The 22,642-nt window shown below is 40.9% G+C and carries 17 protein-coding genes; 9 read left to right on the forward strand and 8 right to left on the reverse strand.

All coding sequences use genetic code 11. The features are described 5' to 3' along the window. Nucleotides 1–26: 26 nt before the first annotated feature. The 4 genes from QT327_RS06885 to QT327_RS06900 all read right to left on the reverse strand — a co-directional run bounded on the left by QT327_RS06885 (nt 27) and on the right by QT327_RS06900 (nt 4,599). Entirely contained in the window at nt 27–1,064 is a 1,038-nt protein-coding gene (locus QT327_RS06885; RefSeq protein WP_289552419.1) for a FecR family protein, read from the reverse strand. 89 nt (nt 1,065–1,153) lie between these two features. Beyond that, the gene (locus tag QT327_RS06890; protein ID WP_289552420.1) at nt 1,154–1,678 is read right to left on the reverse strand and encodes an RNA polymerase sigma factor; all 525 of its coding nucleotides are present in this window, start codon (nt 1,676–1,678) and stop codon (nt 1,154–1,156) included. Nucleotides 1,679–1,818: 140 nt separating this feature from the next. Then, nucleotides 1,819–3,510, reverse strand: a complete 1,692-nt coding sequence (locus QT327_RS06895) for a sodium:solute symporter family transporter (protein WP_289554413.1) — start codon at nt 3,508–3,510, stop codon at nt 1,819–1,821. Between the two features lie 204 nt (nt 3,511–3,714). Next, complete coding sequence (locus QT327_RS06900; protein WP_130857993.1) at nt 3,715–4,599, reverse strand: inositol oxygenase family protein; 885 nt, start codon at nt 4,597–4,599, stop codon at nt 3,715–3,717. Between the two features lie 303 nt (nt 4,600–4,902). Here QT327_RS06900 and QT327_RS06905 point away from each other — a divergent pair, with 303 nt between their 5' ends. The 3 genes from QT327_RS06905 (at nt 4,903) to QT327_RS06915 (ending at nt 7,439) form a co-directional block, all read left to right on the forward strand. Beyond that, complete coding sequence (locus tag QT327_RS06905) at nt 4,903–5,922, forward strand: LacI family DNA-binding transcriptional regulator (RefSeq protein WP_130857992.1); 1,020 nt, start codon at nt 4,903–4,905, stop codon at nt 5,920–5,922. Nucleotides 5,923–6,366: 444 nt separating this feature from the next. After that, on the forward strand, nt 6,367–6,879 hold the full coding sequence (locus QT327_RS06910) for a DUF2480 family protein (protein WP_013663516.1): 513 nt from the start codon (nt 6,367–6,369) through the stop codon (nt 6,877–6,879). 2 nt (nt 6,880–6,881) lie between these two features. Beyond that, complete coding sequence (locus QT327_RS06915) at nt 6,882–7,439, forward strand: NADPH-dependent FMN reductase (protein ID WP_130857991.1); 558 nt, start codon at nt 6,882–6,884, stop codon at nt 7,437–7,439. A gap of 60 nt (nt 7,440–7,499) precedes the next feature. Here QT327_RS06915 and QT327_RS06920 read toward each other — a convergent pair whose 3' ends face one another. Both QT327_RS06920 and QT327_RS06925 read right to left on the reverse strand, forming a co-directional pair. Continuing rightward, complete coding sequence (locus QT327_RS06920) at nt 7,500–9,128, reverse strand: carboxylesterase/lipase family protein (protein WP_289552422.1); 1,629 nt, start codon at nt 9,126–9,128, stop codon at nt 7,500–7,502. A 164-nt stretch (nt 9,129–9,292) separates the two neighbouring features. Beyond that, nucleotides 9,293–12,904, reverse strand: a complete 3,612-nt coding sequence (locus QT327_RS06925) for a PAS domain S-box protein (RefSeq protein ID WP_289552423.1) — start codon at nt 12,902–12,904, stop codon at nt 9,293–9,295. Between the two features lie 370 nt (nt 12,905–13,274). On the opposite strand from QT327_RS06925, the gene QT327_RS06930 reads away from it, so the two are divergent. The 4 genes from QT327_RS06930 to QT327_RS06945 all read left to right on the forward strand — a co-directional run bounded on the left by QT327_RS06930 (nt 13,275) and on the right by QT327_RS06945 (nt 17,105). Further along, a complete protein-coding gene (locus QT327_RS06930; protein ID WP_289552425.1) occupies nt 13,275–14,723 on the forward strand; it encodes an alanine/glycine:cation symporter family protein in 1,449 nt (482 codons plus the stop codon). A gap of 94 nt (nt 14,724–14,817) precedes the next feature. After that, nucleotides 14,818–15,987, forward strand: a complete 1,170-nt coding sequence (locus tag QT327_RS06935; RefSeq protein ID WP_289552426.1) for an MFS transporter — start codon at nt 14,818–14,820, stop codon at nt 15,985–15,987. Nucleotides 15,988–16,097: 110 nt separating this feature from the next. After that, nucleotides 16,098–16,628, forward strand: a complete 531-nt coding sequence (locus QT327_RS06940; RefSeq protein ID WP_289552427.1) for a YfiT family bacillithiol transferase — start codon at nt 16,098–16,100, stop codon at nt 16,626–16,628. 54 nt (nt 16,629–16,682) lie between these two features. Next, a complete protein-coding gene (locus QT327_RS06945) occupies nt 16,683–17,105 on the forward strand; it encodes a secondary thiamine-phosphate synthase enzyme YjbQ (protein WP_289552429.1) in 423 nt (140 codons plus the stop codon). On the opposite strand, the gene QT327_RS06950 is transcribed toward QT327_RS06945, so the two are convergent. Both QT327_RS06950 and QT327_RS06955 read right to left on the reverse strand, forming a co-directional pair. After that, entirely contained in the window at nt 17,079–18,752 is a 1,674-nt protein-coding gene (locus QT327_RS06950; RefSeq protein WP_289552430.1) for a right-handed parallel beta-helix repeat-containing protein, read from the reverse strand. The genes QT327_RS06945 and QT327_RS06950 overlap by 27 nt on opposite strands. A gap of 294 nt (nt 18,753–19,046) precedes the next feature. Beyond that, nucleotides 19,047–20,228: a cytochrome c3 family protein gene (locus tag QT327_RS06955; protein WP_289552432.1), complete on the reverse strand. Its 1,182-nt coding sequence runs from the start codon at nt 20,226–20,228 to the stop codon at nt 19,047–19,049. Between the two features lie 211 nt (nt 20,229–20,439). On the opposite strand from QT327_RS06955, the gene QT327_RS06960 reads away from it, so the two are divergent. Both QT327_RS06960 and QT327_RS06965 read left to right on the forward strand, forming a co-directional pair. Continuing rightward, nucleotides 20,440–20,901 carry a DUF4268 domain-containing protein gene (locus QT327_RS06960; protein ID WP_289552434.1) on the forward strand — a complete coding sequence of 154 codons (462 nt, stop codon included), beginning with the start codon at nt 20,440–20,442 and terminating at the stop codon, nt 20,899–20,901. Between the two features lie 241 nt (nt 20,902–21,142). Beyond that, nucleotides 21,143–22,576 carry a Gfo/Idh/MocA family oxidoreductase gene (locus QT327_RS06965; protein WP_289552435.1) on the forward strand — a complete coding sequence of 478 codons (1,434 nt, stop codon included), beginning with the start codon at nt 21,143–21,145 and terminating at the stop codon, nt 22,574–22,576. Nucleotides 22,577–22,642 lie beyond the last annotated feature (66 nt).

The following is a 22,642-nucleotide window of genomic DNA, read 5'->3' on the forward strand; positions in this document are numbered from 1 at the left end:
TTAATTTAATTAAGTGTTTGATATGGTTATGGTATTTGTGTTTTCCCTTTATGGATAGTAAATCTGTTGCCCTGATTTGGTTCTAGTGTTAGTCCGTTTAACAAACAAATATTTGCCAACACATTATCAATCGGTTCGAGCTGCATATTAATTTCGCCGGTATAGCTTATATGTTCAATTTTAAGCTTCGGCTCAAGTACGATCTCCACTTGATAATTTTCAGCCAACACTTGCAGCACTTCATTCAATTGCATCTTATTGAAATGGAGCGTAAAGCCGCTTTTCTCGAAAGAACGCGTTTCATTGTCCTTATTCCGCTTAGAAACAAGCGTAACCGGAATTTCTCGTTGTCTTAGGCGGTTAAAGGTGAAATGTTGACCGGGTAATAAAATTTTCTTCCGAAAGTTTTTTGATAATTGCAAAGGCTCTATTTGAATTTTGCCCGTATGCAGTTTCACATAGGTGTTTTCTCCTTTGCCCAACGTGTTAATGGTAAACGAAGTACCCAGTACGGTTGTTTTCAATCCTCCTGCGTAAACACGGAAAGGTTTCTGTTCATCTTTCGCGACTTCAAAAAAGGCCTTACCACTTAGAAATAACGCTCTTTCTCCGTCATTAAATTTCTCTAAATGCTTTGCGGAACTATGTGCATATAATACCATCCATGAAGAATCCGGTAAGCGCACACGGACCGCCTTTTCTGTTGTGTTGTTATAAACTTTCCATTGCGGTACAGTGTTGAGCGATGCTACCTGCGGTTTCTGTTTTTTTTCGGTAGTCGACGATATATAGGATCGCCAAAGAACAATCACCGTTAGCAAAAGCAAGAAAGTAGCTGCGGCCGCATATATACCCGGCCAATACACCTGTAGGCGCTTATTGACACGAGACGAATCATGTTTTTGCAATCTGTTGGATATAGAAGCAAATAGCTGATCTGACTTCTCTTGTCCAAGTTCCTCCGGTGACCGGAAGGTCTCCCATTCTCGTTCGGTAAAGTATCTTTTTATCGAACGTGTTGGCCAACGCCATATAGATCGTCTGATATCTTGTTTTCCCTTCATATACAAACAATACGTTTGCCGGAAGGGAGTCCCTTGATACTTAACAATTATTTAACATTAGTATGAACAGCTATTTCAATTCAGGTAAATCAAAGGAACAGGGTATACATATATTGCTTTAACCGGTTCAATACTTTTGTAATATGCCCTTCTACGGTTTTCATAGAAATGCCCATCATTTCGGCGATCTCTTTATGACTCAACCCCTTCTCTCGGCTTAGGTTAAATATAAGTCGACGAATCTGTGGCATATCGGACAGCTGGTTATCAAAAAGCCGGATTAAATCTTTAGCTTCTATTGCTTGGACGAGGTTATCGGTAAAGGGCGTAGCGGCGCAAACTCCTTCGTGCTTAGTGCGCGTTGCTTCCTTGCGTAGCTCATCAATCATAACTTGACGGGCCATATGAAACAACTGCAACGAAAGATCTATATGACCATTAACAGCTGTACGGCATTGCCAGAGCTTAATAAAAGTAAGCTGCACGACTTCCTCCGCCAGAAAGTCCGAATTTGTCTTTTTTTTAATGAAGAAATAAAGCTGTTGATGGTATTGCTTATAAACAGCATTAAAGGCGGTCCAGTTGCCTTGCTTTAGCTCTTCCGTTAACTGCATGGCCTCAAAATTAAAATGCCACTTTTAGCTCAACCCTTATTATATGTTAAGCTTTCATTAAAGGCATCGTTCGGTTTATAATTGGTAGTGCTTCTTAAAAATTGTATATGATAAAACGGCTTAACGAGCTCTGTATATATTTACCAAAATCTAGCGTAAATGACGGATAGTAATAAAATAGTAGTAATACTTAAAATAATGGTAGACGGCTCCAGCTTAAACATCGCTTTGTCAAGAGAAAAGGCTTTTGGACTGATTTTCGGGCCGGCTAAACTTACACCAATCATGACAAGTACCGTCGTAAAGAAAGACCAACCTAAACATATAAAAAAGGGTATCTCATACACGCCTTCCGAGTTTTTAAAAGCTGAATATAACCATGTTTCAGGTCCTAGCAGCGGTACCGCCAGTTGGTTAAAGAAAATAGAAGCAGCAAAGCCGGTTAATATACCGACTACAGCGGCCGCGCCACTGGTACGCTTCCAAAACATACCCAACAAAAAGGTGGCCAGCACACCGGGACTGATAAAGCTTGAATATTTTTGCACAAAAGTATAGCCACCCTCTCCACTTATACCTAACAGATCATTCCAAGTAAACGCAATACTTAAAAGCATCGCAACAACGACAGCAATACGACCCGTTCTCACCATACGCTCTTCGTCAGCACATTTATTCAAATACTTCTTATATACATCCATGGTAAATATGGTGGATATGCTATTAGCCTTTCCCGCCAATGAAGCTACAATAGCAGCGGTTAAGGCCGCCACCGCCAGCCCCTTTAGCCCGGCAGGCAGAAATGTCAATATAGACGCATAGGCAGCATCTTTATTCTGTCCTTCCATAGCAGGCAGCATGCCATTTTTGTATAATACATAAGCAATGATTCCAGGCAACATAACAATAACCGGCATTAAAATTTTAAGCAAACTGGCAAATAAGATCCCCGTTCGCGCGGTTTTTAGATCTGCCCCTAAGGCTCGTTGCGTAATATACTGATTGCAACCCCAATAGTTTAAGTTACTGATCCACTGACCCGCTGCATACATACCAAATGCCGGTAGGATTAAATATTTGTCAACATACTCTTGTGGGGCCCCGGCGGTGGGTTTTTTAAACATTAAATGGAAATGATCCGGAGCCTGCTGCAGCAAGACATTAAATCCAGCGAAGGCGTTTTTTCCCAATCCGAAATTCTGGCTTACAATGGTTAAAGCCATATAGGTGGTTGCTAAGCCTCCTATTATTAGCACGGCAACCTGTATCGCGTCGGTATAGCCGATCACCTTCATGCCTCCTAGGGTGATGAAAATGGCAAACAAAGCTAACACCATCATAATTTCGTGAAAATAAGCACCGCCTAACAGTCCATTGATCGCTAGCGCACCTAAGTACAGGATGGAAGTTAGGTTAACAAACACATAAAGAAATAGCCAGAAAATCGACATAATAAGCGCTACTTGCTCATTGTAGCGCATCGTTAAAAACTGGGGCATGGTATAAATCCTGTTCTTGATATAAACAGGCATTAAAAAGATCGCTACCAATATTAATACGGCCGCCCCCAACCATTCATAGATAGCTACGGCAATACCGGCAAAGAAACCGTCACCACTCATTCCTATAAACTGTTCGGCTGAAATATTGGAAGCAATGATGGATGCGCCAATGGCCCACCATGTAAGTGATCCTTCTGCCAAAAAGAAATTTTTGGTACTATTTGCTTCGTTTTTCTTCTTTTTCTTATAAATCCAATATCCGTATGAAACAATTATTACCAAGTAGAAAGCAAATACGAGATAATCCCAAAAAATGAGTTGATTTGGCATGGATAGCGTTAAATAATTTGGATGAATAAGTTCTAAGAGGTTCAATTTCTTTCCCTCATCTGTCAATGCCCGTTGTTTAGGAGGGCATTGGACAGGATGAGGGACGGTCATTTTTGTCTCTTCACTATTGTCAAAGACAAACATATAGAAATTGGATTGATATTACAATGATGGCGCTGCCATAATTATCGCACAACAGCTAATTTATAACTTCAGCTTTGGCGGCAAATACTTGGCTACCAAGTCTTCATAATAGGGTTTTAGTTCCTTCCAATTAGGAGGTACCGGACTTTTGGAATATAAATCGTACGGATTAAATAAGTTAACCCAATAGAACATCTCCTGATCATGTTTATTCAGCAAGTGATCATAGGCATGCTCTCGATGCTGTGCATAGAATGAATGATAACGTAACATGTACAAAGCGCTTTCGGGCAAATAGTCTTTCATCATCTGATAGATGTATTCGTCATGTCCCCAGGAGAGTTGCACCTGATCTAACCCACAATTGGGTTCGTAAATACCATATTTGGTATTAAACGTCTCGTTTTGAGAATCGGGGTTATATTTAAAAAACTCCGAATAGACAATTTTATCCGAAAAAGCGCAACCTACCGGAAATGTATCACCGACAACAGCCCATTGTGGCTCGCCGAATAGACAGAGTACTTTTCCCAAATCGTGAAAGAGCCCCGTTAGCACCATCCAATCGGGATGGCCATCTGCTCGGATCGCTTCCGAAGTCTGCAACAGATGTTGAAACTGATCCAAATCGGTATCGGGATCTGAATCGTCTACCAATTGATTTAAGAAATCAAAGGCTTCCCATATCGGCATCTCCTTTTTGTTGAATTGCAAGAATTCCTTCTTTTTGTTTTCAACAAACTCAAAAGTTTGATACGTATGATTTAACCGATAAAATTCTTTCACACTATCGCGAGCCGGTTCTTCGTAATTTCGATATTCCTCTTTTGTCTTTGCCGTAGCGATCGTGTCGGGATCGGGGTAACGACGCAGCAGATCATCCTCCCAATGTTCTAAATCTGTAAGTGGGTTATGATTAACCATTGAATTCGTTTGATTGTTCATAATATTAGTTGTTAGCTGTTTGTTATTGGTTACTCGTTATTAGTTGTTAGTTGTTAGTTATTAGTTGCTTGTAGTTGCTTGTTATTGGTTATTCGTTATTGGTTATTGACTATTAGCCATTGTCGTTGATATTAAGCAAAGTCCTTACCAAAGAGCAACTTTATATCTCAACTATTTTGCTATTAAACTACTCAACGACGCATCGTTTACCCAAATTTGCAATATTTCCTTTAGGATAAATCGCTTTTGATTAGATATATTTACTTAATCGTTTACGTAAAACCAATTATATAAAGCATAGATATGGCAACCATCGGGATGAAGGAACTGGCAAGGGAACTGAAATTATCAACTGCAACGGTTTCTAAAGCACTTCGCGATAGCTATGACATCAGTGAGGAAACAAAACAACGGGTTTTAAAACTAGCTCGCGAGTGGAATTATATTCCGAATGCCCACGCCAGTAGCTTACGGGGCAAAAAAAGTAAAACTATTGCTGTTGTTATCCCCGAAGTGGCCGATAGTTATTTCGCACAAGCTATTAATGGTGTAGAGACAGTAGCCCAAAAGGAAGGCTTTCATGTACTGGTTTATTTAACCCACGAACAAGTTGAAAAAGAAAATCTCATTTTAAAAGAGCTTTTAAACGGGCGTGTCGATGGTATTCTTATTTCAGTAACGAGTCAAAGTCAGGATGTGACCGCTGTAAACAAACTCAAACAAGCGGGCATTCCCGTAGTATTTTTTGACCGTGTTTTAGAGGGCGTTGGTGATGGACAAATTATCACGAATGATTTTGAAGCAAGTTATAAATTAACAGCACATTTAATAGAACAGGATTGCAAGAACATCGCCTTTCTTCTTTTCTCTGAGTCACTGAATATTAGCACGCAGCGCATGAATGGCTATAAAAGCGCGCTTCATCAATACGCCCTTAGTCTACAAGACAAAAATCTCTTAATATGTACAAATCAAGATGAGGAAAACCGAAAAGCCATTCATCAACTGCTACAGGCAGAGAGTCGTCCTGACGCTATTATTGCCTCTGTTGAAAAACTCATTCTCCCTACTTATTTGGCCTGCGCTGAACGCAACCTGGTTATTCCCAACGATATAAAGGTAGCCGCCTTCTCTAATTTGATGCATGCAAGCATCCTCAATCCGGCCATCACGACCATTACTCAACCCGCTTTTGAAATGGGAAAAGTAGCTGCGGAATTGCTATTGAAGGCATTAAAAGGAAAGCCTATCGATCAGGACGAGTCCAAAATAGTGCTACCTTCTATCTTGGAAATCCGAACTTCTTCCAAGTTGTTTTTGTAGCTGGAATTCAGCATTCACAGGAGGGATAATTTTTTTTAAAAAAAGTATACTATTTTAGTAGACTTTTATATATTTGTTCCGTATTCAATTTGTCTTCTCTTCTCATATATATTAGGTTTTATAATTGGTTAGCTCAGCGTATCTGCCCATCGGATGCGCTGATTTTTTAAAACCGTAACGAACCACTTAGGCGTAATCTAAAGTTATTTGATCTTTCTTGTAACGGTTAATAGAGCAGTGATAGCTACGTCATCCCAAAGCAATAAACAAAGAAAGCACTTTGTTTATTGCTTTGGGAACTTAACTTTGCGGTAAATACCCTCATTAAAGAGGGTGTTCTCAAATAAACTGGTACGCCATGAAGACTATAGAAAATAATGCTTTTTACTTTTATTGGGTTACGTTGCAAATCATGTATGCCAATATGAAATAATTGTAAGATTTATGAACAGCATAGAGAATGTAGCCAATAAAATACAAACATTGGATATTAAATCAATGAATTTAATGGACTATAAACCGACCGTCAAATTCAAAGATTTTGATCTAGCTCCTTACCTTTATAAAGGCTTAATTCTTAAAGAAAAAGAGTTTAAGGAAAACATGGAACGTGTTGACTGGTCGGTTTATAAGGGTACAGCGGTATCTCTGTTCTGTGCTATTGATGCAATTATCCCACAATGGGTTTACATGTATATAGCCGCTAAGCTGAGCAGTTTCACCGATCTCATTTCCTGCAAACATCAACGTGAGTACCTGATGGATTTATGGATAGAAGAAATAAAGAAGAATGATTTTGAATATCTCAGGGGTCAAAAAGTAGTTTTAAAAGCCAATCCCCAAATTCCGGAAGCTATTTATATTGGTGCCACCAACATTTTGCTTACTTACCGTGTTAAAGCTTTAATGTATGGTGAAATCGGCATGCCCAAAGTTGTATTCAAACAAATTGATTAAACATGAATGTGTTAATATTTAACGGAGCCCTGGAAAAACGGAACACGGGTACTTCCAAAACCATCAGTAATTACTTTCACAACCGGCTAACGGATGCAGGAGCTGTGGTCACGGAATTTAATCTTGCTGATGCCGGCATTCCTTTTTTTGATCTCAGTCTTGTCAACATACCGCAATCGGTGAAAATCATGACAGGTATTTTCACGGAGGCCGATGCCCATATTTGGCTGACTCCTTTATATCATGGCGGTATGACCGGTATTATGAAAAATTGCTTGGATTGGCTGGAAATAAGCAGTAAAGCAAATCCACCATATCTCACCAACAAAACAGTCGGACTGGTATGCTGGGCTAGCGGTGGCCACGCCATGCAGGGTATTAATGCGATGGATGCAGTTGCCAAGTCGCTTCGCGCTTGGACACTGCCCTATACGATCCCCGTTGTACGAAACGATCTTTTCCATACTGATGGAAACTTACACCCGCTATATAAAGAAAAATTTAATCTGATGAGCCGCTTATTATTGGAATCGTCACATAGTATTTCTGCCCGCCCGTAAGTGGCGGGAGATCACGACATGCAAATACGTTAGTGGATCTCGCATAAACTCGTTAAAATACTATTTCATAGTAGCCAATTTTTCCAACAGTAAGTAACGATCTCGGTGTTTTTCTTTTATCGCTTCGGAAACCGTATCGACGTGCATAATGGTTGCAGCGTTGCCCTGCTGGATAGCCGGCCAGGCAGGCACCCCTAAACCATTTGGATCGCCGGATTTAATAAAATTAGCAAAATAGGCCTGCAATACCGCTGATACTTTATAATCGTCGGCTTGCCAGTCGTAAACCCTATTGGTTGGCAAATTGCCTAGTGCGTATTCTATTTCAGCAGAATGCACCGCTCCTTTTGACAGTGGTATCCGCTGTTTTTTTGCCTCTCCCCCTTTTATCACCCCGCCGGCCAAACCAGCTACCGCGTCGCCCATTTCCGCGCGCATTGCCGGCCTGGGTCTTGCATAAAGATAGCGATATACCGGGTTTTCTCCTGTTTGGCTGTGTAAATCTGACCAACGCCAAGTGCCGTAGGCAATAAATTGATCGCCCGCAAAATCAGTTGCTACCCGCTCTACATCCTCATCCGTATCTATCTTATAAACAGCAAGCAAGGCTTCGGCATCTTCTCCGAATCGCTCTCTAACAACTTTTGTGAAGTTCTCCTTAGTTGGCTGCAAACTCCCTAGCAAGGCCCGATAGTTCATTTCTTCCGAATTCCATCCCACTAATAGAGGCACCTTAGCCTGTTCTCCGTCCTTGAAAACATCCGCCGGATTTTTTTGGAATAAATAACCATCGATGTTCACACCAAAATTTGCATCCGGACGAGCAGTCGCTTCTAATAGCTTATCCGCCGAAAGTGCTCGTAAAGCCTCTAATGACGGAGCGCCTATTGCTGATGCAAAGGCTATACCTTTCTTTTCAGATTCAGCTAGAGTGGGTAAAGGTCGGTTGCCGAGCAGCGAACCACTTTCACCGATTGCTGCTCGAAAGAGTCCTTTTGATAAAGGCGAAGCCATTTGAGCACTGACTGAAAAAGACCCCGCGGACTCACCCGCGATCGTTACCTTATTCGGATCGCCGCCAAAAGCAGCTATATTCGCTTGTACCCATTTTAAGGCCGCATATTGGTCCAGTAAACCGTAATTTCCTGAAGCCTTAAACGGAGACTCTTTACTTAGCTCAGGATGGGAAAAGAACCCGAATATATTTAAACGATAATTAACAGTGACTGCCACAATACCTTGCCGAGCCATGCTTTCCCCGTCATACCGCGGTTCTGAACCATCGCCTGCCATCAATCCGCCGCCATAGAAATATACCAATACCGGCAGTTTCTCCTGAAAAGTTTTCGTAGGCGTCCATACATTTAAGTAAAGACAGTCCTCACTCATGCCATTTGATCGGAAATTCATGTCACCGAATATTGGGCGTTGCATGGCACGCGGGCCGAATTTATCGGCTTTCCTTACACCTTGCCATTTTTTCACGGGCTGTGGTTCACGCCAACGTAAAGGACCTATGGGAGGGGCTGCAAAAGGAATCCCTTTGAAAACATAAACTCCCGACTCATTAACGCCTTCCAACACACCGTCTCTAGTGCTGACTTGCAGCTCTTGTGCATTCAATCTATCTTCGCCAAGCACACCGGCGATACTGAAAATTAACATAAAAGTAAATGCTAAAAGCTTCATGGCAATATTGATCAGTTTGTAGGAGTGCAATTTAGTTAATATATGCTAAAGCTCAAACGAAAAATCGCAGCTACCAGCCCTTCAAGCTTAATGTACCTAACAGCTAACTCCTAATCGCCCATACTCCTAGTCTAAGCTTTGCTCGAAACCATAAATAAAAGTTCTTATAAAAGGCAGCTCAATACATAGTGAATTTCTTGCTTTAGCTTGTTAATCATTGTTTGAATTTGCTGCAATGTTAAGTCGCCCGTTTCTATTTCATACGCAATTTTATGCATTGCGGAAAAGCCCAACATAAGTGCTGTAGCTCGAATTTTATGCGCAGTATGCTTTATTGCATTAATATCGGCCTGATTATAAAAGGAGTCTACCTCCACTATAGATTCTCGAAGCGCCTGTTTCGCGACTTCGATGATTTCAACAGCGTCTTCTATTTTTACATTTAATACTTTCGACAAACGCTCGCCAAGATTCGCGAGGTTTTCCGGCTTCTGCTCAACACACGTTATCAGTTGTTTTTGTTCCTCTGTCAGCCACCTTTCTACAATGCTTCGGAGGGTATCTTGCAAAACAGGTTTACTTAAATAGTCATTCATTCCGCTAGCTAAACATTTTTCCTTTTCGCCGTTTAAAATACCGGCAGTTAACGCAATAATGGGCACCTCCCTTCCTTCATTTAATGATCGTATGCCCCTGGTCAGATCAAAACCATTCATCTTAGGCATTTGCAAATCGGTGATGACAAGATGCGGTTTAAACTTTTTAAACAACTCCAAAGCTTTCTGCCCATCACCGGCCTCTAAAAGTTTTGCGTGCGGAATAATATTATTAAAATAAGACTTTAGCAAAAGCATGTTAGTTGAATTGTCTTCGACCAATAAAATGGTAACATCGCATAACAACTGGCTGTCCAACGCGGTGAAAGAAGACCTTTCAGCTTCCGAAGGCTGGTCAGTGTCTACCAAGGTCAACAACAAATCGAAATAGAAAGTACTACCGGTTCCGGTTTCACTTCTCAATTTCAGTTGGCTTCCCATTAAGGAAAGTATCCTGTTGGAGATGGTTAATCCTAGGCCAGTTCCACCAAATCGTTTAATAATGGATGAATTTTCCTGCACAAAGGCTTCAAATATTTTCTCACGGTTCTCTTCCGCTATTCCTATTCCCGTATCGGTAACGGAAAAACGGATAATCACTTCTTTCGCTGAAAGATGTTGTTCTACTTGAATATCCAAGTCAACACTTCCTCTTTCCGTAAATTTCAGTGCATTGCTCAATAGATTAAAGAGCACTTGACGCAACCGTTGACCATCGGACAAAACCAACGGGGGTAGCTCGGGAGATAATATCAGATTAAAGTCGAGCCCCTTTTTATTTGCTTGATATTTTAATATTTCAACAACCTGCTTTGCCAGCTTAATGAGATCCACCGATTCAAACACTAAATCAAGCTTTCCCGACTCAATTTTAGAAAGGTCCAGGAGATCATTTATCAAATCGAGCAAAGATTGTCCGGACTGAAACACCGCTCGCATATATTCTTTTTGTGCCTCACCCAAAGGGCTCTTTAATAACAAGTCGGTAAAGCCAATAATTGCATTCAATGGTGTTCGCATCTCATGGCTCATGTTAGCCAAAAATTCAGACTTAGCATTGTTTGCGATCTCCGCCTGCTCTTTGGCCGCCTTCAATGCCCTTTGCTGCTCTTTTTGTTGAGAAATATCCTGAACGATCGTAAGGATTTTCTTTTCTCCGTTTACGTCTGTAAATGCGACACCGGTAACAGAAACCCAAACCCGCTTTCCATCCTTTCGAAGATATTCCTTTTCGTAGTTATCAAAGCGTCCGTTCTTGTGGAGTTGCTTAAGTTGTAGCTTATCTGCTTCGTGATAGGCTCTAGGTGTGATATCCGAAAAAGATAACCGAAGTAACTCGTCTCTCGTATATCCGGTAAACATCGGAATTGCCGGATTCACTTCCTGAAAAATACCGGTCTGATATTCAACAAGCGCAATTCCAATAGGACTATTATCGACAATGCTCTTAAATTTTGCATTTAACGCCCGCAGTTCCCTTTCTGCAATGAAATTTACCGTATCATCTCTACATAAAACGATGATCTTATCTCCTTCGAAAGGGACCACGCGTGCACGATAATACTTTTCCTGCTCATGCAAGATTAAGCTATAAGTAAATTCGACCAATGAATCAGTACGAATAGACTGTTCAATCTTTTCTTCGATTAATAGCCCGAGTTTTGCAGGAAAAATATCTTTAAAGTTTTTACCGAGAAACAGATTTGGTTTTGTATATAAATCCTTTTCATGCGATTTATAATCCAAAAATTCACCATCCCTACTTAAGACAAACAATAAATCCGGAATGCTGGTTATCAGTGAATGCGCATAACTTTCGCTCCGTCGCAAATTTTCTTGTAATTGCTTTTCTTTGGTGTTTTCCAAATGCGTACCATACATCCATAACGGAGCGCCCTTATCATCCCACGACAAGATCTTTCCCTGCACGAGCATCCAAACCGTATGTCCCGCTTTATGTATCATACGCATTTCGCACTGATAGATGTCCGTTTCTCCCGAAAAATACGACTCCATAGCATTCTTCGCCTTATCAAAATCCTCGGGATAAATAAAACGCTGAAAGGCACTCCCTGTTATTGGCTGCACCTCCATCAGCTCATACCCTAAAAACGCCGCCCATTGCTCATTAAATAAAATCTCGTCTGTCTGAACATTCCACTCCCAAGTACCTAGGTTAGCACCCTGCAAGACGTACTTCAAGCGTTGCCGCTCTTTTATCAGATTGTATTCTGTATTTTTTTGCTCATGAATATCTTGTATTAATCCATAGGCACCAATACATTGCCCTCCCTTGTACAGCGGAATTCCAATGAAGCGGATCCATCCTTCCAATCGACGGGATGAAAGAATGGAGAATACCTCATCCATACGTCCCTCTTGATCGCGATTTGATTGTTTGAGCTTCTCAAGAAGATATTGAAAACGTTCCTTCTCCTTTATTAGGCCACAAAACGCATTGACAGACAGTTCATTCTCTTTTAAACCAAAAATTTCTCCTGCAAATTTGCTCAAGTGAATACTATTTTCTCCGAAGTTGATGTCCCATTGACCAATCCGAGCGGCTTCATTAGATTTTTCCAGCATTCTCTTTGTACGATCAAGTGAGCTCAATAAATTTCTTTTCCAATGCTCGGCAATGAGAGCAATAAAGAAAATACAGATAATCACTCCGACAGTAGATACAAATAAATGTATATCGCGCAAATGCGGTGCAATAAGATTTGGAAAAACATACTCACTTTGAGAAAGAAGCGTAAAAATAGTTAGAATGAAAAGAATTACACCGAACCACCAACGTGTATTTTTCCTATTTCCGAATAATAGTACAAATATCAAGGGAGGTAGGGCAAGCCAAGACGTGATTGGGGAGTTTAATCCGCCGGTAAAATACATTAACGGAACAAGCAGACAAAAAGTAATAATAAAAATCAAAAAATGAATGGCATACTGTATCCGAATCTTTCGTTTCCGTATTAACCATCTAAAGCAAGTGATAAACACTAAGAATACAGCCAAAAAACTGACCAGCAGCACGCTCCTCAATAAACTGAATATAACAAAGTAGGTCGTTGTCAGCAACATGCACAGATCCACCAAACCTGTCAGCATTTGCTCCTTGGAAAGAAAGATTTCCCGCAAACCTAAATTAGTTTTCAACTGCTCAAAAAAACCTTTCATAAATTGGCGCTGCAAATAATCCGTATGTTTTTCTATTAAAGATAATACAATTCATCACATTTTCATCGTGTCAAATTTATTTGATACTTTTTTGATTTCTGTTGTTTCTCTAGCTAGTACTTCCCTAGAGAAAAAGAATGGTTTACACCTATTTTTAGTTCGATGTTTAAAACGATCTAAAGACTAAGCCGATTGACTGTTATAAATTTGAGCTATACAACTGATGAATCGTTTTATTTCTTGAGATAAAGCACGGCTATTCTGATTTTTTTTAAACAAACGACATTTTAGAGAGAAAGATTACTAATTGTATCATTTTTTTCTATCATTACAGCTTTCACAGAATTACTTAACCTTTACGCATAATAAAATGGAGGAAATTGCCAATTACATCAATAATATCATCTGGAGTGACGCTCTAATTGTACTGTGCTTGGGAGCTGGAATTTACTTTTCTTTCAGCACGCGGTTAGTCCAACTAAGATCGATCAAAGAAATGTTACGTTTACTATTTGGCAGTAAATCTTCCGATCAAGGAGTTAGTTCATTTCAAGCTTTTGCCATTGCACTATCGGGGAGAGTTGGTACAGGTAATATTGCAGGTGTAGCTACAGCTATTGCCATGGGTGGTCCGGGAGCTATTTTTTGGATGTGGGCTATCGCTTTTTTAGGCTCTGCTTCTGCCTATATAGAAGCTACCCTCGGTCAACTTTACAAACGTGAAATCGATGGGCAATATCGCGGTGGCCCGGCCTACTATATTGAAAAGGGTTTGGGCATAAAATGGTATGCCGTACTCTTCGCTATTGCTACCATTTTCAGCACAGCGCTTTTTCTTCCCGGTGTACAGAGCAACAGTATCGTCGTGAGTGCGTTCCACGCTTTTGAAATACCTCAATACCTTACCGGGTTGATTGTTGTATCGTTATTAGCACTCATTATATTCGGCGGCGTTAAACGCATTGGAAAAGTAGCTGAGTTCGTAGTACCTTTTATGGCAGGCGCATATATTTTAATGGCCGTAATTATTATAGCATTACATATCAAGCAGGTACCGGATATGTTTATGCTTATCATCCGTTCGGCATTCGGGGCAGAGCAAGCTTTCAGCGGCATATTTGGAATGGCCGTTGCCTGGGGCGTAAAGCGGGGGATTTATTCCAATGAAGCCGGCCAAGGCACGGCTCCTCATGCCGCTGCTGCAGCTGAAACGAGGCACCCTGCTGCACAGGGTTTAGTGCAAGCTTTTTCTGTGTATGTTGATACATTGTTCGTTTGCACAGCTACAGCATTCATGATTCTCTTCACAGGAAAATACAATGTAAAGAGTCCGTCGGGAGGCTTCCTAGTCGAAAATCTACCAGGCGTTGAAGAAGGTCCTGCCTTTACACAACAGGCGATTAATGCACACTTCCCGTCTATGGGTTCAGGATTTGTCGCTGTCTCTCTTTTGTTTTTTGCCTTCACAACGATCATGGCTTATTATTATATCGCTGAAACAAACCTCAGTTACCTGCTTAAAAGAACCGAGAAAAAATGGATGCTTATTCTATTGCGGGTCCTATTTTTAGCAGCAACCTACTACGGATCGATAAAAACTGCTAAATTGGCCTGGACCTTAGGCGATATCGGCGTAGGACTGATGGCTTGGTTAAATATTATAGCGATCCTTTTATTACGCAAACCTGCACTCAAATTGTTGAAAGATTACGAGGAGCAGCGGAAGAGAACGAAGGAACCCATATTTGACCCGGAGAAGCTGGGCATTGATCATGTTGATTTTTGGATGTTGAGGAATCAGGGACATGAATCCAAATAGCAATTGTTACGAATAGCACTTGTTTTGTTCCTTAAGCGCTAGGATATGTATCTTTGCAACCTTCACTTATCGAACACAAACGGTATATCAATTAATGGAGCAAAAGCTATACACGCTAAATTTCTGGTTGCTTTGTTCAAGCTCACTTTTGTTTTCGGCGAGTTTCAACATGCTGATACCCGAACTACCATCGTACTTAAGCAGTATAGGAGGAGCAGAATATAAAGGATTAATTATAGCATTATTTACGTTAACGGCAGGGATTTCAAGACCCTTTAGTGGTAAACTCACTGATACAATAGGACGCGTGCCCGTTATGGCGGTAGGCTCAAGCGTTTGCTTTATATGTGGATTTCTTTACCCTATCTTGAGCAGTGTTTCCGGTTTTTTATTCCTACGCTTATTGCATGGCTTTTCCACGGGCTTTAAGCCAACCGCTACAGCAGCCTATGTAGCCGACATCGCTCCTTCTTCGCGATGGGGAGAGGCTCTTGGTATTCACGGGTTATTTTTTAGTACGGGTATGGCCATTGGTCCTGCTATCGGCAGCGCCATTACAGCGAGTTATTCAATAGACACGCTTTTTTACTGCTCCTCTCTCCTGGCCTTTCTTTCCATTGGCATCTTACTTAATTTGAAAGAGACATTAGCAAAAAAACAACGCTTCTCCTCGCAATCAATTAAGATCACAAAAAACGACATCATCGATTTACGTGTGTTTCCGGCAGCTTTTGTGACCTTGCTATCCTATTTTGCTTATGGCACTATACTTACGTTGATTCCGGACTGGAGCGAGTATATCGGCTTAAAAAATAAGGGGTTGTTCTTTATGGTCTTTACCGTTTCTTCTTTACTGATTCGCTTCGTAGCGGGAAAAACATCTGACAGATATGGCAGAACAACGATTATTACGATTGGCCTTATCGTTCTTATTATTTCCTTATCCATCATAGGTTCATTTCAATCGGTACCGGGCTTATTGATCGGTTCGTTTATCTACGGTATTGCAACCGGTTTGTTATCACCGGCAACCAATGCATGGACAGTGGATTTAAGCGACCCGGCTCATCGAGGAAAAGCCATGGCAACCATGTATATAGCGCTCGAAGTAGGGATTGGCATCGGAGCTCTCTGCTCCGGTTGGTTTTATCAAGATCGATTGACGATGATCCCTCGCTTAATCTTCTTAGCGGCGGGAATAGCCGGCCTTGCCTTGCTGTATCTAGTTAAACGGCGTTATAATCAAAGACAAGAGGCTCATTGATGGCCGGTCTTCAACCAAGCGTATGGTAAGCAAAAGATAATGTCATTGTACAATTCAATTTCGTAAATAGCACGCATTTTACCTAAGTTTGTTAAACAACAGCAGAAAAAATGGAGGATCAATTAAAATTTCCCATCGGCACTTTTCAAAGGCCTGAAATCATTAGTAAAGAACAGATAGCTGATTATATAGACATCATTGAAACTTTTCCGGAACGGCTTGCCGCAGAAGTAATGCAATTGAGTAATGAGCAATTAGACACCCCTTATCGACTAGGAGGATGGACAATAAGACAAGTGGTCCATCATTGCGCTGATAGCCATGTAAACAGCTTCGTGCGCTTTAAACTAAGCCTAACGGAGGATACGCCTGTCATCAAGCCTTATTATGAAGACCGCTGGGCCGAATTAGCGGACGCAAAAAGTCTGGCAATCGAACCTTCTCTCCTTTTATTAAAAGGATTACATAAGCGATGGGTGGTATTATTAAAATCGTTAAAGGCAGACGATCTGAAGCGAACTTTTATCCATCCCCAAAGTGGCAGAACATATGCCTTAGACGAAAACATCGGACTTTATGCATGGCATTGCAATCATCATTTAGCGCATATAACAACCCTTAAGAGCAGAAGAGGCTGGTAGCGTTCACATCGTAGCCAAGAGACGCTCATGGATTAAAAGAAAAATTGTTTCAACATGAAAATATTCCAACAAGAAATACAGATTCCTCGTAAAAGACGTGGTTTTCACCTTATTACGCCATCAATTATAGAGTCAGTTCCAGGCATTCGGGAATTTCGATCAGGAATGTGCCAGGTATTTATACAGCACACGTCGGCCTCGCTAACTATCAATGAAAATGCTGACCCAACGGTTAGAGGTGATTTTGAAACTTTTTTCAATAAAACCGTACCGGAAAATGATCCGGATTATATGCACGATTATGAAGGCCCGGACGACATGCCGGCGCACTTAAAGGCCTCTATATTGGGCAGTTCAATTTTAATACCTATTCGTCAGGGCGAGTTGGCCCTAGGGACCTGGCAAGGGATTTATTTATGCGAACATCGTGACCACGCAACACCGAGAAACTTAATTATTACCGTCTGGGGTGAATAGTTTATGCGTCTCTCCGTCGATAAAAACGGTTCCTTCTCCCTCAAATTCCACGGCCCGCTCTGCCTCTTTCTCACCCAAGTAATAGGTATTGTTACTCAGGGTTAAATCTTTCGGATTGGTCGATATCAAGGTCGATGTCGAACGATTGGAAGTATCAGAAGCAAGTGTATTTTTGATAATTTTCAACTGCTGGGAACCAGCGTCTTTGATGCACACGGTTGAAGAACGTATTTTATTCGCTTCAATAACAACATTCATGGCCTCATTATGCACATACAAAGCGTCACTTTTATTGGCAGATATTTCATTGCCGGATAAAACGGCTCCATTAACTTTCCATAAAGAAATACCTCCTCTAGGAGAACTACTTGATAAAACATTATCTTTAAATATGAGTTGACCACTCATATTTACATTGATATTACCTTTTAGATCGTTCGCTAAAAACACTAAACTATCAACCATAATTCCGTTTGGTATTGCTAAATAGCGAATATTATTGGAATCAAGCATCAATTTTTTAGCTTTCAAATCAGACAATAACCGTAAGCCGGCAAAGGTATTTTTATATAAATGGATTTGCCCTTGGCTTCCTACGATTTCAGCAAAATTATCGGCATTGTTGTTAATCACCTGAACTGCATCACAGTCCCGAAGATAAACAGCTGGCCGATTACTCCGATTCGATTTATTATTTCGGACCATGATATTTTTGAGCCCCACCAATGTAGCGATACCAGAACCGTCCCGTGTCTTTTCACCTTTTACCCATCCATTATCATAACTCGTGTTGCCTTCTATAAGGGCCGCTAAATTTATTTGCCTCGATATATCCGGATTATTAATATCGATTGCATCAGCTGCATTAGCAAAAATCAAATTATTTGTAATTTGATACGTATTTTCAAGTCCAACGCTTCCAAAGGCTACCTGAATACCACTCATTCCGTTATGGCTGATCTTATTCCGATTAAGGGTAATGTTCGCACAGCTGTGCAGAAAGACACCGTTCTCGCCATTGTGATGAATACGATTTTCATTGATGGTTACATCGCTACACGTTTGAAGGCGAATGCCGGTACCCCGTTGGTAATAATTGGGACTTTTTCTCGGCATTCCATAATAAGCCAATTCGGCATTTTCTATATTGATATTTTTACTGCGAAACAAATAAATACCGGAAAAAGAATAAAGTTTTGTGGAATCGCCAAAAGCGACCACGTCTTGAATCGTTATGTTCTCAGCATTATCCAAACGAACGGCCTCTCCATAAGTAAATGCGTTGAAGCGAAGGGACAAGCCTTTTACCTTATTACCGTAAAAGAGCGGATGCTCCGAATACTGTTTCCCCATGGTAAAGTTTTCTGCGCTATCTGGCTTGATCTGTTTCAAAGTGCCCAGGGTATGGACACTAACACCACTTTTCAGCTGCAAAGAACGTACATGGTAAATTCGCTTCGCCAACTTTATGGTATCTCCAGGTATCGCTTTATCTATTAACGATTGTATAAATCTTGTATCATCATCTTCTATTTTTGTTCTTTTTGTCTGTACACTTTTCGTTTTTTTCTTTTCTTGACCTAAACCCGTATGAAAGTTTAACACCATTGATAAAAAAAACAGCGTTACGGCTAATAATCTATTCATGAATTCGCTTTTTATGTAAGTATCTTATCGTGAACGCAATATACTATTATTTTCTATAACTGAGTAATGTAATTATTATTTTAATTTCATACGAAAAAGATTAAACAATGACATTAGCACTACATTTCTAATGGTTTTTTAATACATGCTATCCTTATGCCTAAGCACAGAGGCTACTTCGTTACACGGTTTTGGATTCACAAGCCCGAACGGCTCTAAAAACCTCATTGTCTAAGGCAGGCAGATAAAAAAATGGATTCTGGTCAACAAGTGAGTAAAATATTGACCAAAACATCAATATACCGCAATCCGATGCGTCCGTTGTTTATATGGAATCTTTTCCTTGCTCGCACTTCTTTGAAAACCAATACTTTTTGAGACTTTGACGGGCATGTGGCAATCAATACAGTTATCTTTGGCAAGATGTAACGCCTTTTCATCCAATGACGGATGCTTTATCTTTTGATGGCATTGCAAGCAAGTCTGCGAATAGACAGCCAGGTCAGGGCTTAGGTTAGTGTGTGTCTGATGGCAACTACCACAATCCATATTGCTAAGTTTATAACATTTGCTGGCCATTAACAATTGCTTTTGTTTACCATGAACATCTGGATCTTCGCCGGTATAACTCGTATACTCCGGTAAATTGTTAATCGTATCTCCGGGCTTAAAGAAAAAGGTCGAGTTCAACATTTTCAAATTAGTACCCGAATGGCAAACACCACACATATCGACTTTTTGTGAACGGGATAATTCTTGATATTTGACCATATATTTAGCTTCCTTCTCGTTGGGATGTTCTTGGTGGAATTGCACATGTTCTGCGGCCGGCCCATGGCAACGTTGACAATCGATCCCCGCAATCAATGAATTTTTAAGAAACTCTTCTTCCTGTTGAAAGTTCGCAGAAGCGATAATTTTAGACTGCACAAAGGAGCTATGACACTCCAAGCATCGCGTAATAATAGCCCTACCAAAATATATCTGCTCGGTGGGAAATCCCGGGCTGTTAACCCATTCATGTTCGGGAACGAGGTAATTCAAGGGCATTTGCATCAACCTATTCCCGTACCAAAATGCAAATGTATAGGCGCTTTTGCCCGCACCAAAGACCATGGCTGTTCGCTCTTCTTTCACGTTTTCTCCATTTACGTAAGCTACTTGATATAAACCGTCTGCTCGCTTCTCAACACCTACCTTGGTCTTCTCGTTAAACACGTATACGTTCTCCTCTAGTCCCATGCTATCTGTAGCAGAGGGCGTGTGTAATTCTTTACTGGTATTGAAATGTGCATTATGAAGATAGTTTTGAGCGATATCATTATGACATTGCACACAGCTCGTACGATTGGCATATTGTTTACCACGTACATCACCCGATTCCTGCTCTGTACATTGCACTATGGCAATTAATAGAGACACGCCCAAAAAGAGAATGGCAATAAGCTGTTTGCGGTTCAATTGGCCTTTTAGCATGTTGTTTAGTTTTTATTCCGATGGATTCATCGCTTTGCATTTGCTCGAAACGCTTGGGAAGATACGGATTTCATGGCATATACTGCAAGTCCGGTTTTTGTGATAGCAAGGAAAAACAGAAGCAAGCTGTCAAATAGTCCGATAGTTAGTTCCTAATAACCAATGGAAAACGTATTTTTGCAATCAACAGTAAAGGTTTAATTTTGACATTTTGTATTCTAAAGAAGAAGCCTCTAAATTAAAACAGTCTTTTTGGACCACCTTTGGGCAATACATGGCTTCCGTACCCTCGTCGGAAGGAATGGAGATAAATTGGATCAACTACAAAACGGGTTTTAAGCATCTATATTTTAAAATGGATGCTGGCAAAAAAGAAGCCTATATCGCTATTGAAATCAACCATCCGGATATGGGAATACAGGAACTGTTCTTTGAGCAGTTTAAGGAATTCAAAAAGATACTGGAAGGATACTTGAATGAAACTTGGTCCTGGAAATTGCATACGGAAGACGAGCACGGAAAAATCATAAGCAGAATATACTGCCAAATTGATCCTGTGAGCGTATTTAACCAAGCAGATTGGCCAACCTTGATTTCATTTTTTAAACCGAGAATCATCGCGCTGGACGAGTTTTGGAATATGGTTAAGGATAGTTTTGAGGCACTGAAATAAAATCCCTCGCATGTCTCCTTTAAGCCGTATGTCTACGAAATTTACATAACATAAAGGTTACATTTTAGCTTTTCACATATGTCTCACAAAAGCTTATCTTTCGAATCGAATTCGCATTGATACCTGGTTGACACTAAATGGTATCAGCTTACTGATAAACTAATACAATAAAAATAGAGTACAGAACCTTTTATGTGTATCTGTTATTAAACGCACAGGAAGGTCTAACCGATTAAAAAACATGAATTCAAAAGACGTTTCAAGAAGGTTATTTCTCAGGAAGGCAATGATGTTATCTGCCGCCGCTGCCGTTGCGCCTACTATCTTACACGCCAATTCTTTCGCCCCAATAAAACGCGCCAAGGCGAGCGAAAGGGTAAATCTAGCCTGTTGCGGCATAGGCAATCGGGGTGGCGAGATCATTCAAGCACTTTATAGCACCGGTTTAGCAAACATAGTTGCACTATGCGACGTTGATATGGGCGCTCCCCATACGCTAAAAACCTTACAACAATTTCCGGACGTGCCGCGCTTTAAGGACTTCCGTGAAATGTTCGATAAAATGGGAGGCCAAATTGAAGCGGTTTCCGTGGGCGTACCCGATTTTTCGCATTTCCCAATATGCATGGAGGCGATGGATCGCGGTATTCATGTATACGTAGAAAAGCCAATGGCAAGAACATTCAATGAATGCGAGTTACTGATGAAAGCTGCGGATAAATACCCTAAAGTAGTAACACAAATGGGCAACCAAGGCCATTCTGAAGCAAACTATTTCCAATTTAAGGCTTGGGTTGAAGCCGGTATTATAAAAGATGTAACGGCAATCACAGCGCATATGAATTCTCCGCGCCGTTGGCATGGCTGGGACACGAATATCAGTGCACTGCCGTCTGCCGAACCTATTCCGGAAACGCTAGACTGGGATAAATGGCTTACCACTAGACCTTTTCACAACTACAATCATGATTATGTAAATGGACAGTGGCGTTGCTGGTATGATTTTGGCCTTGGAGCGCTGGGGGACTGGGGGGCACACATTCTGGATACAGCGCACCAGTTTCTAAACCTAGGGCTACCTGAAGAAGTAAACGCCATTAAACTCGAAGGCCATAATGATTTCTTTTTTCCGCAAGCATCAACACTATCTTTCAAATTTCCGAAGCGGAAGAAAATGCCTGCGCTAGAGATTACTTGGTACGATGGTGTAAACAATTTACCTCCCATTCCGGAGGGATACGGTGTTTCGGGATTGGATCCCAATATCCCACCACCAAGTACAGGAAAAATCGAACCCGCCAAGCTTAATCCCGGTAAAATTATCTATAGTAAGGAACTGACCTTTAAGGGAGGTTCGCACGGGAGCACCTTATCCATTATTCCGGAAGAAAAAGCGAAAGAAATGGCGTCAAAATTACCGGAAGTCCCCATCAGCCCGTCAAACCATTTCAAGAACTTTTTACTGGCCTGTAAAGGGGAAGAACAAACTCGTTCGCCATTCCATATTGCGGGCCCACTAAGTCAAGTACTTTGTTTAGGTGTATTAGCACAACAGCTAAACACGAAATTATTGTTTGATCGTGACAAAAAGGTGATAACCAATAACAAAACCGCGAACGAGCTACTTGTAGGGCCGCCGCCAAGAAAAGGCTGGGAGGATTATTACAAAGTGTAAATTTATGTAGAGGGTGTCTGAGAATTGTTACATATACGAACATAGAAGACACCCTCCCTTCATTTA

Source organism: Olivibacter sp. 47 (assembly GCF_030372825.1).
GTDB classification, from domain to species: domain Bacteria; phylum Bacteroidota; class Bacteroidia; order Sphingobacteriales; family Sphingobacteriaceae; genus Olivibacter; species Olivibacter oleidegradans.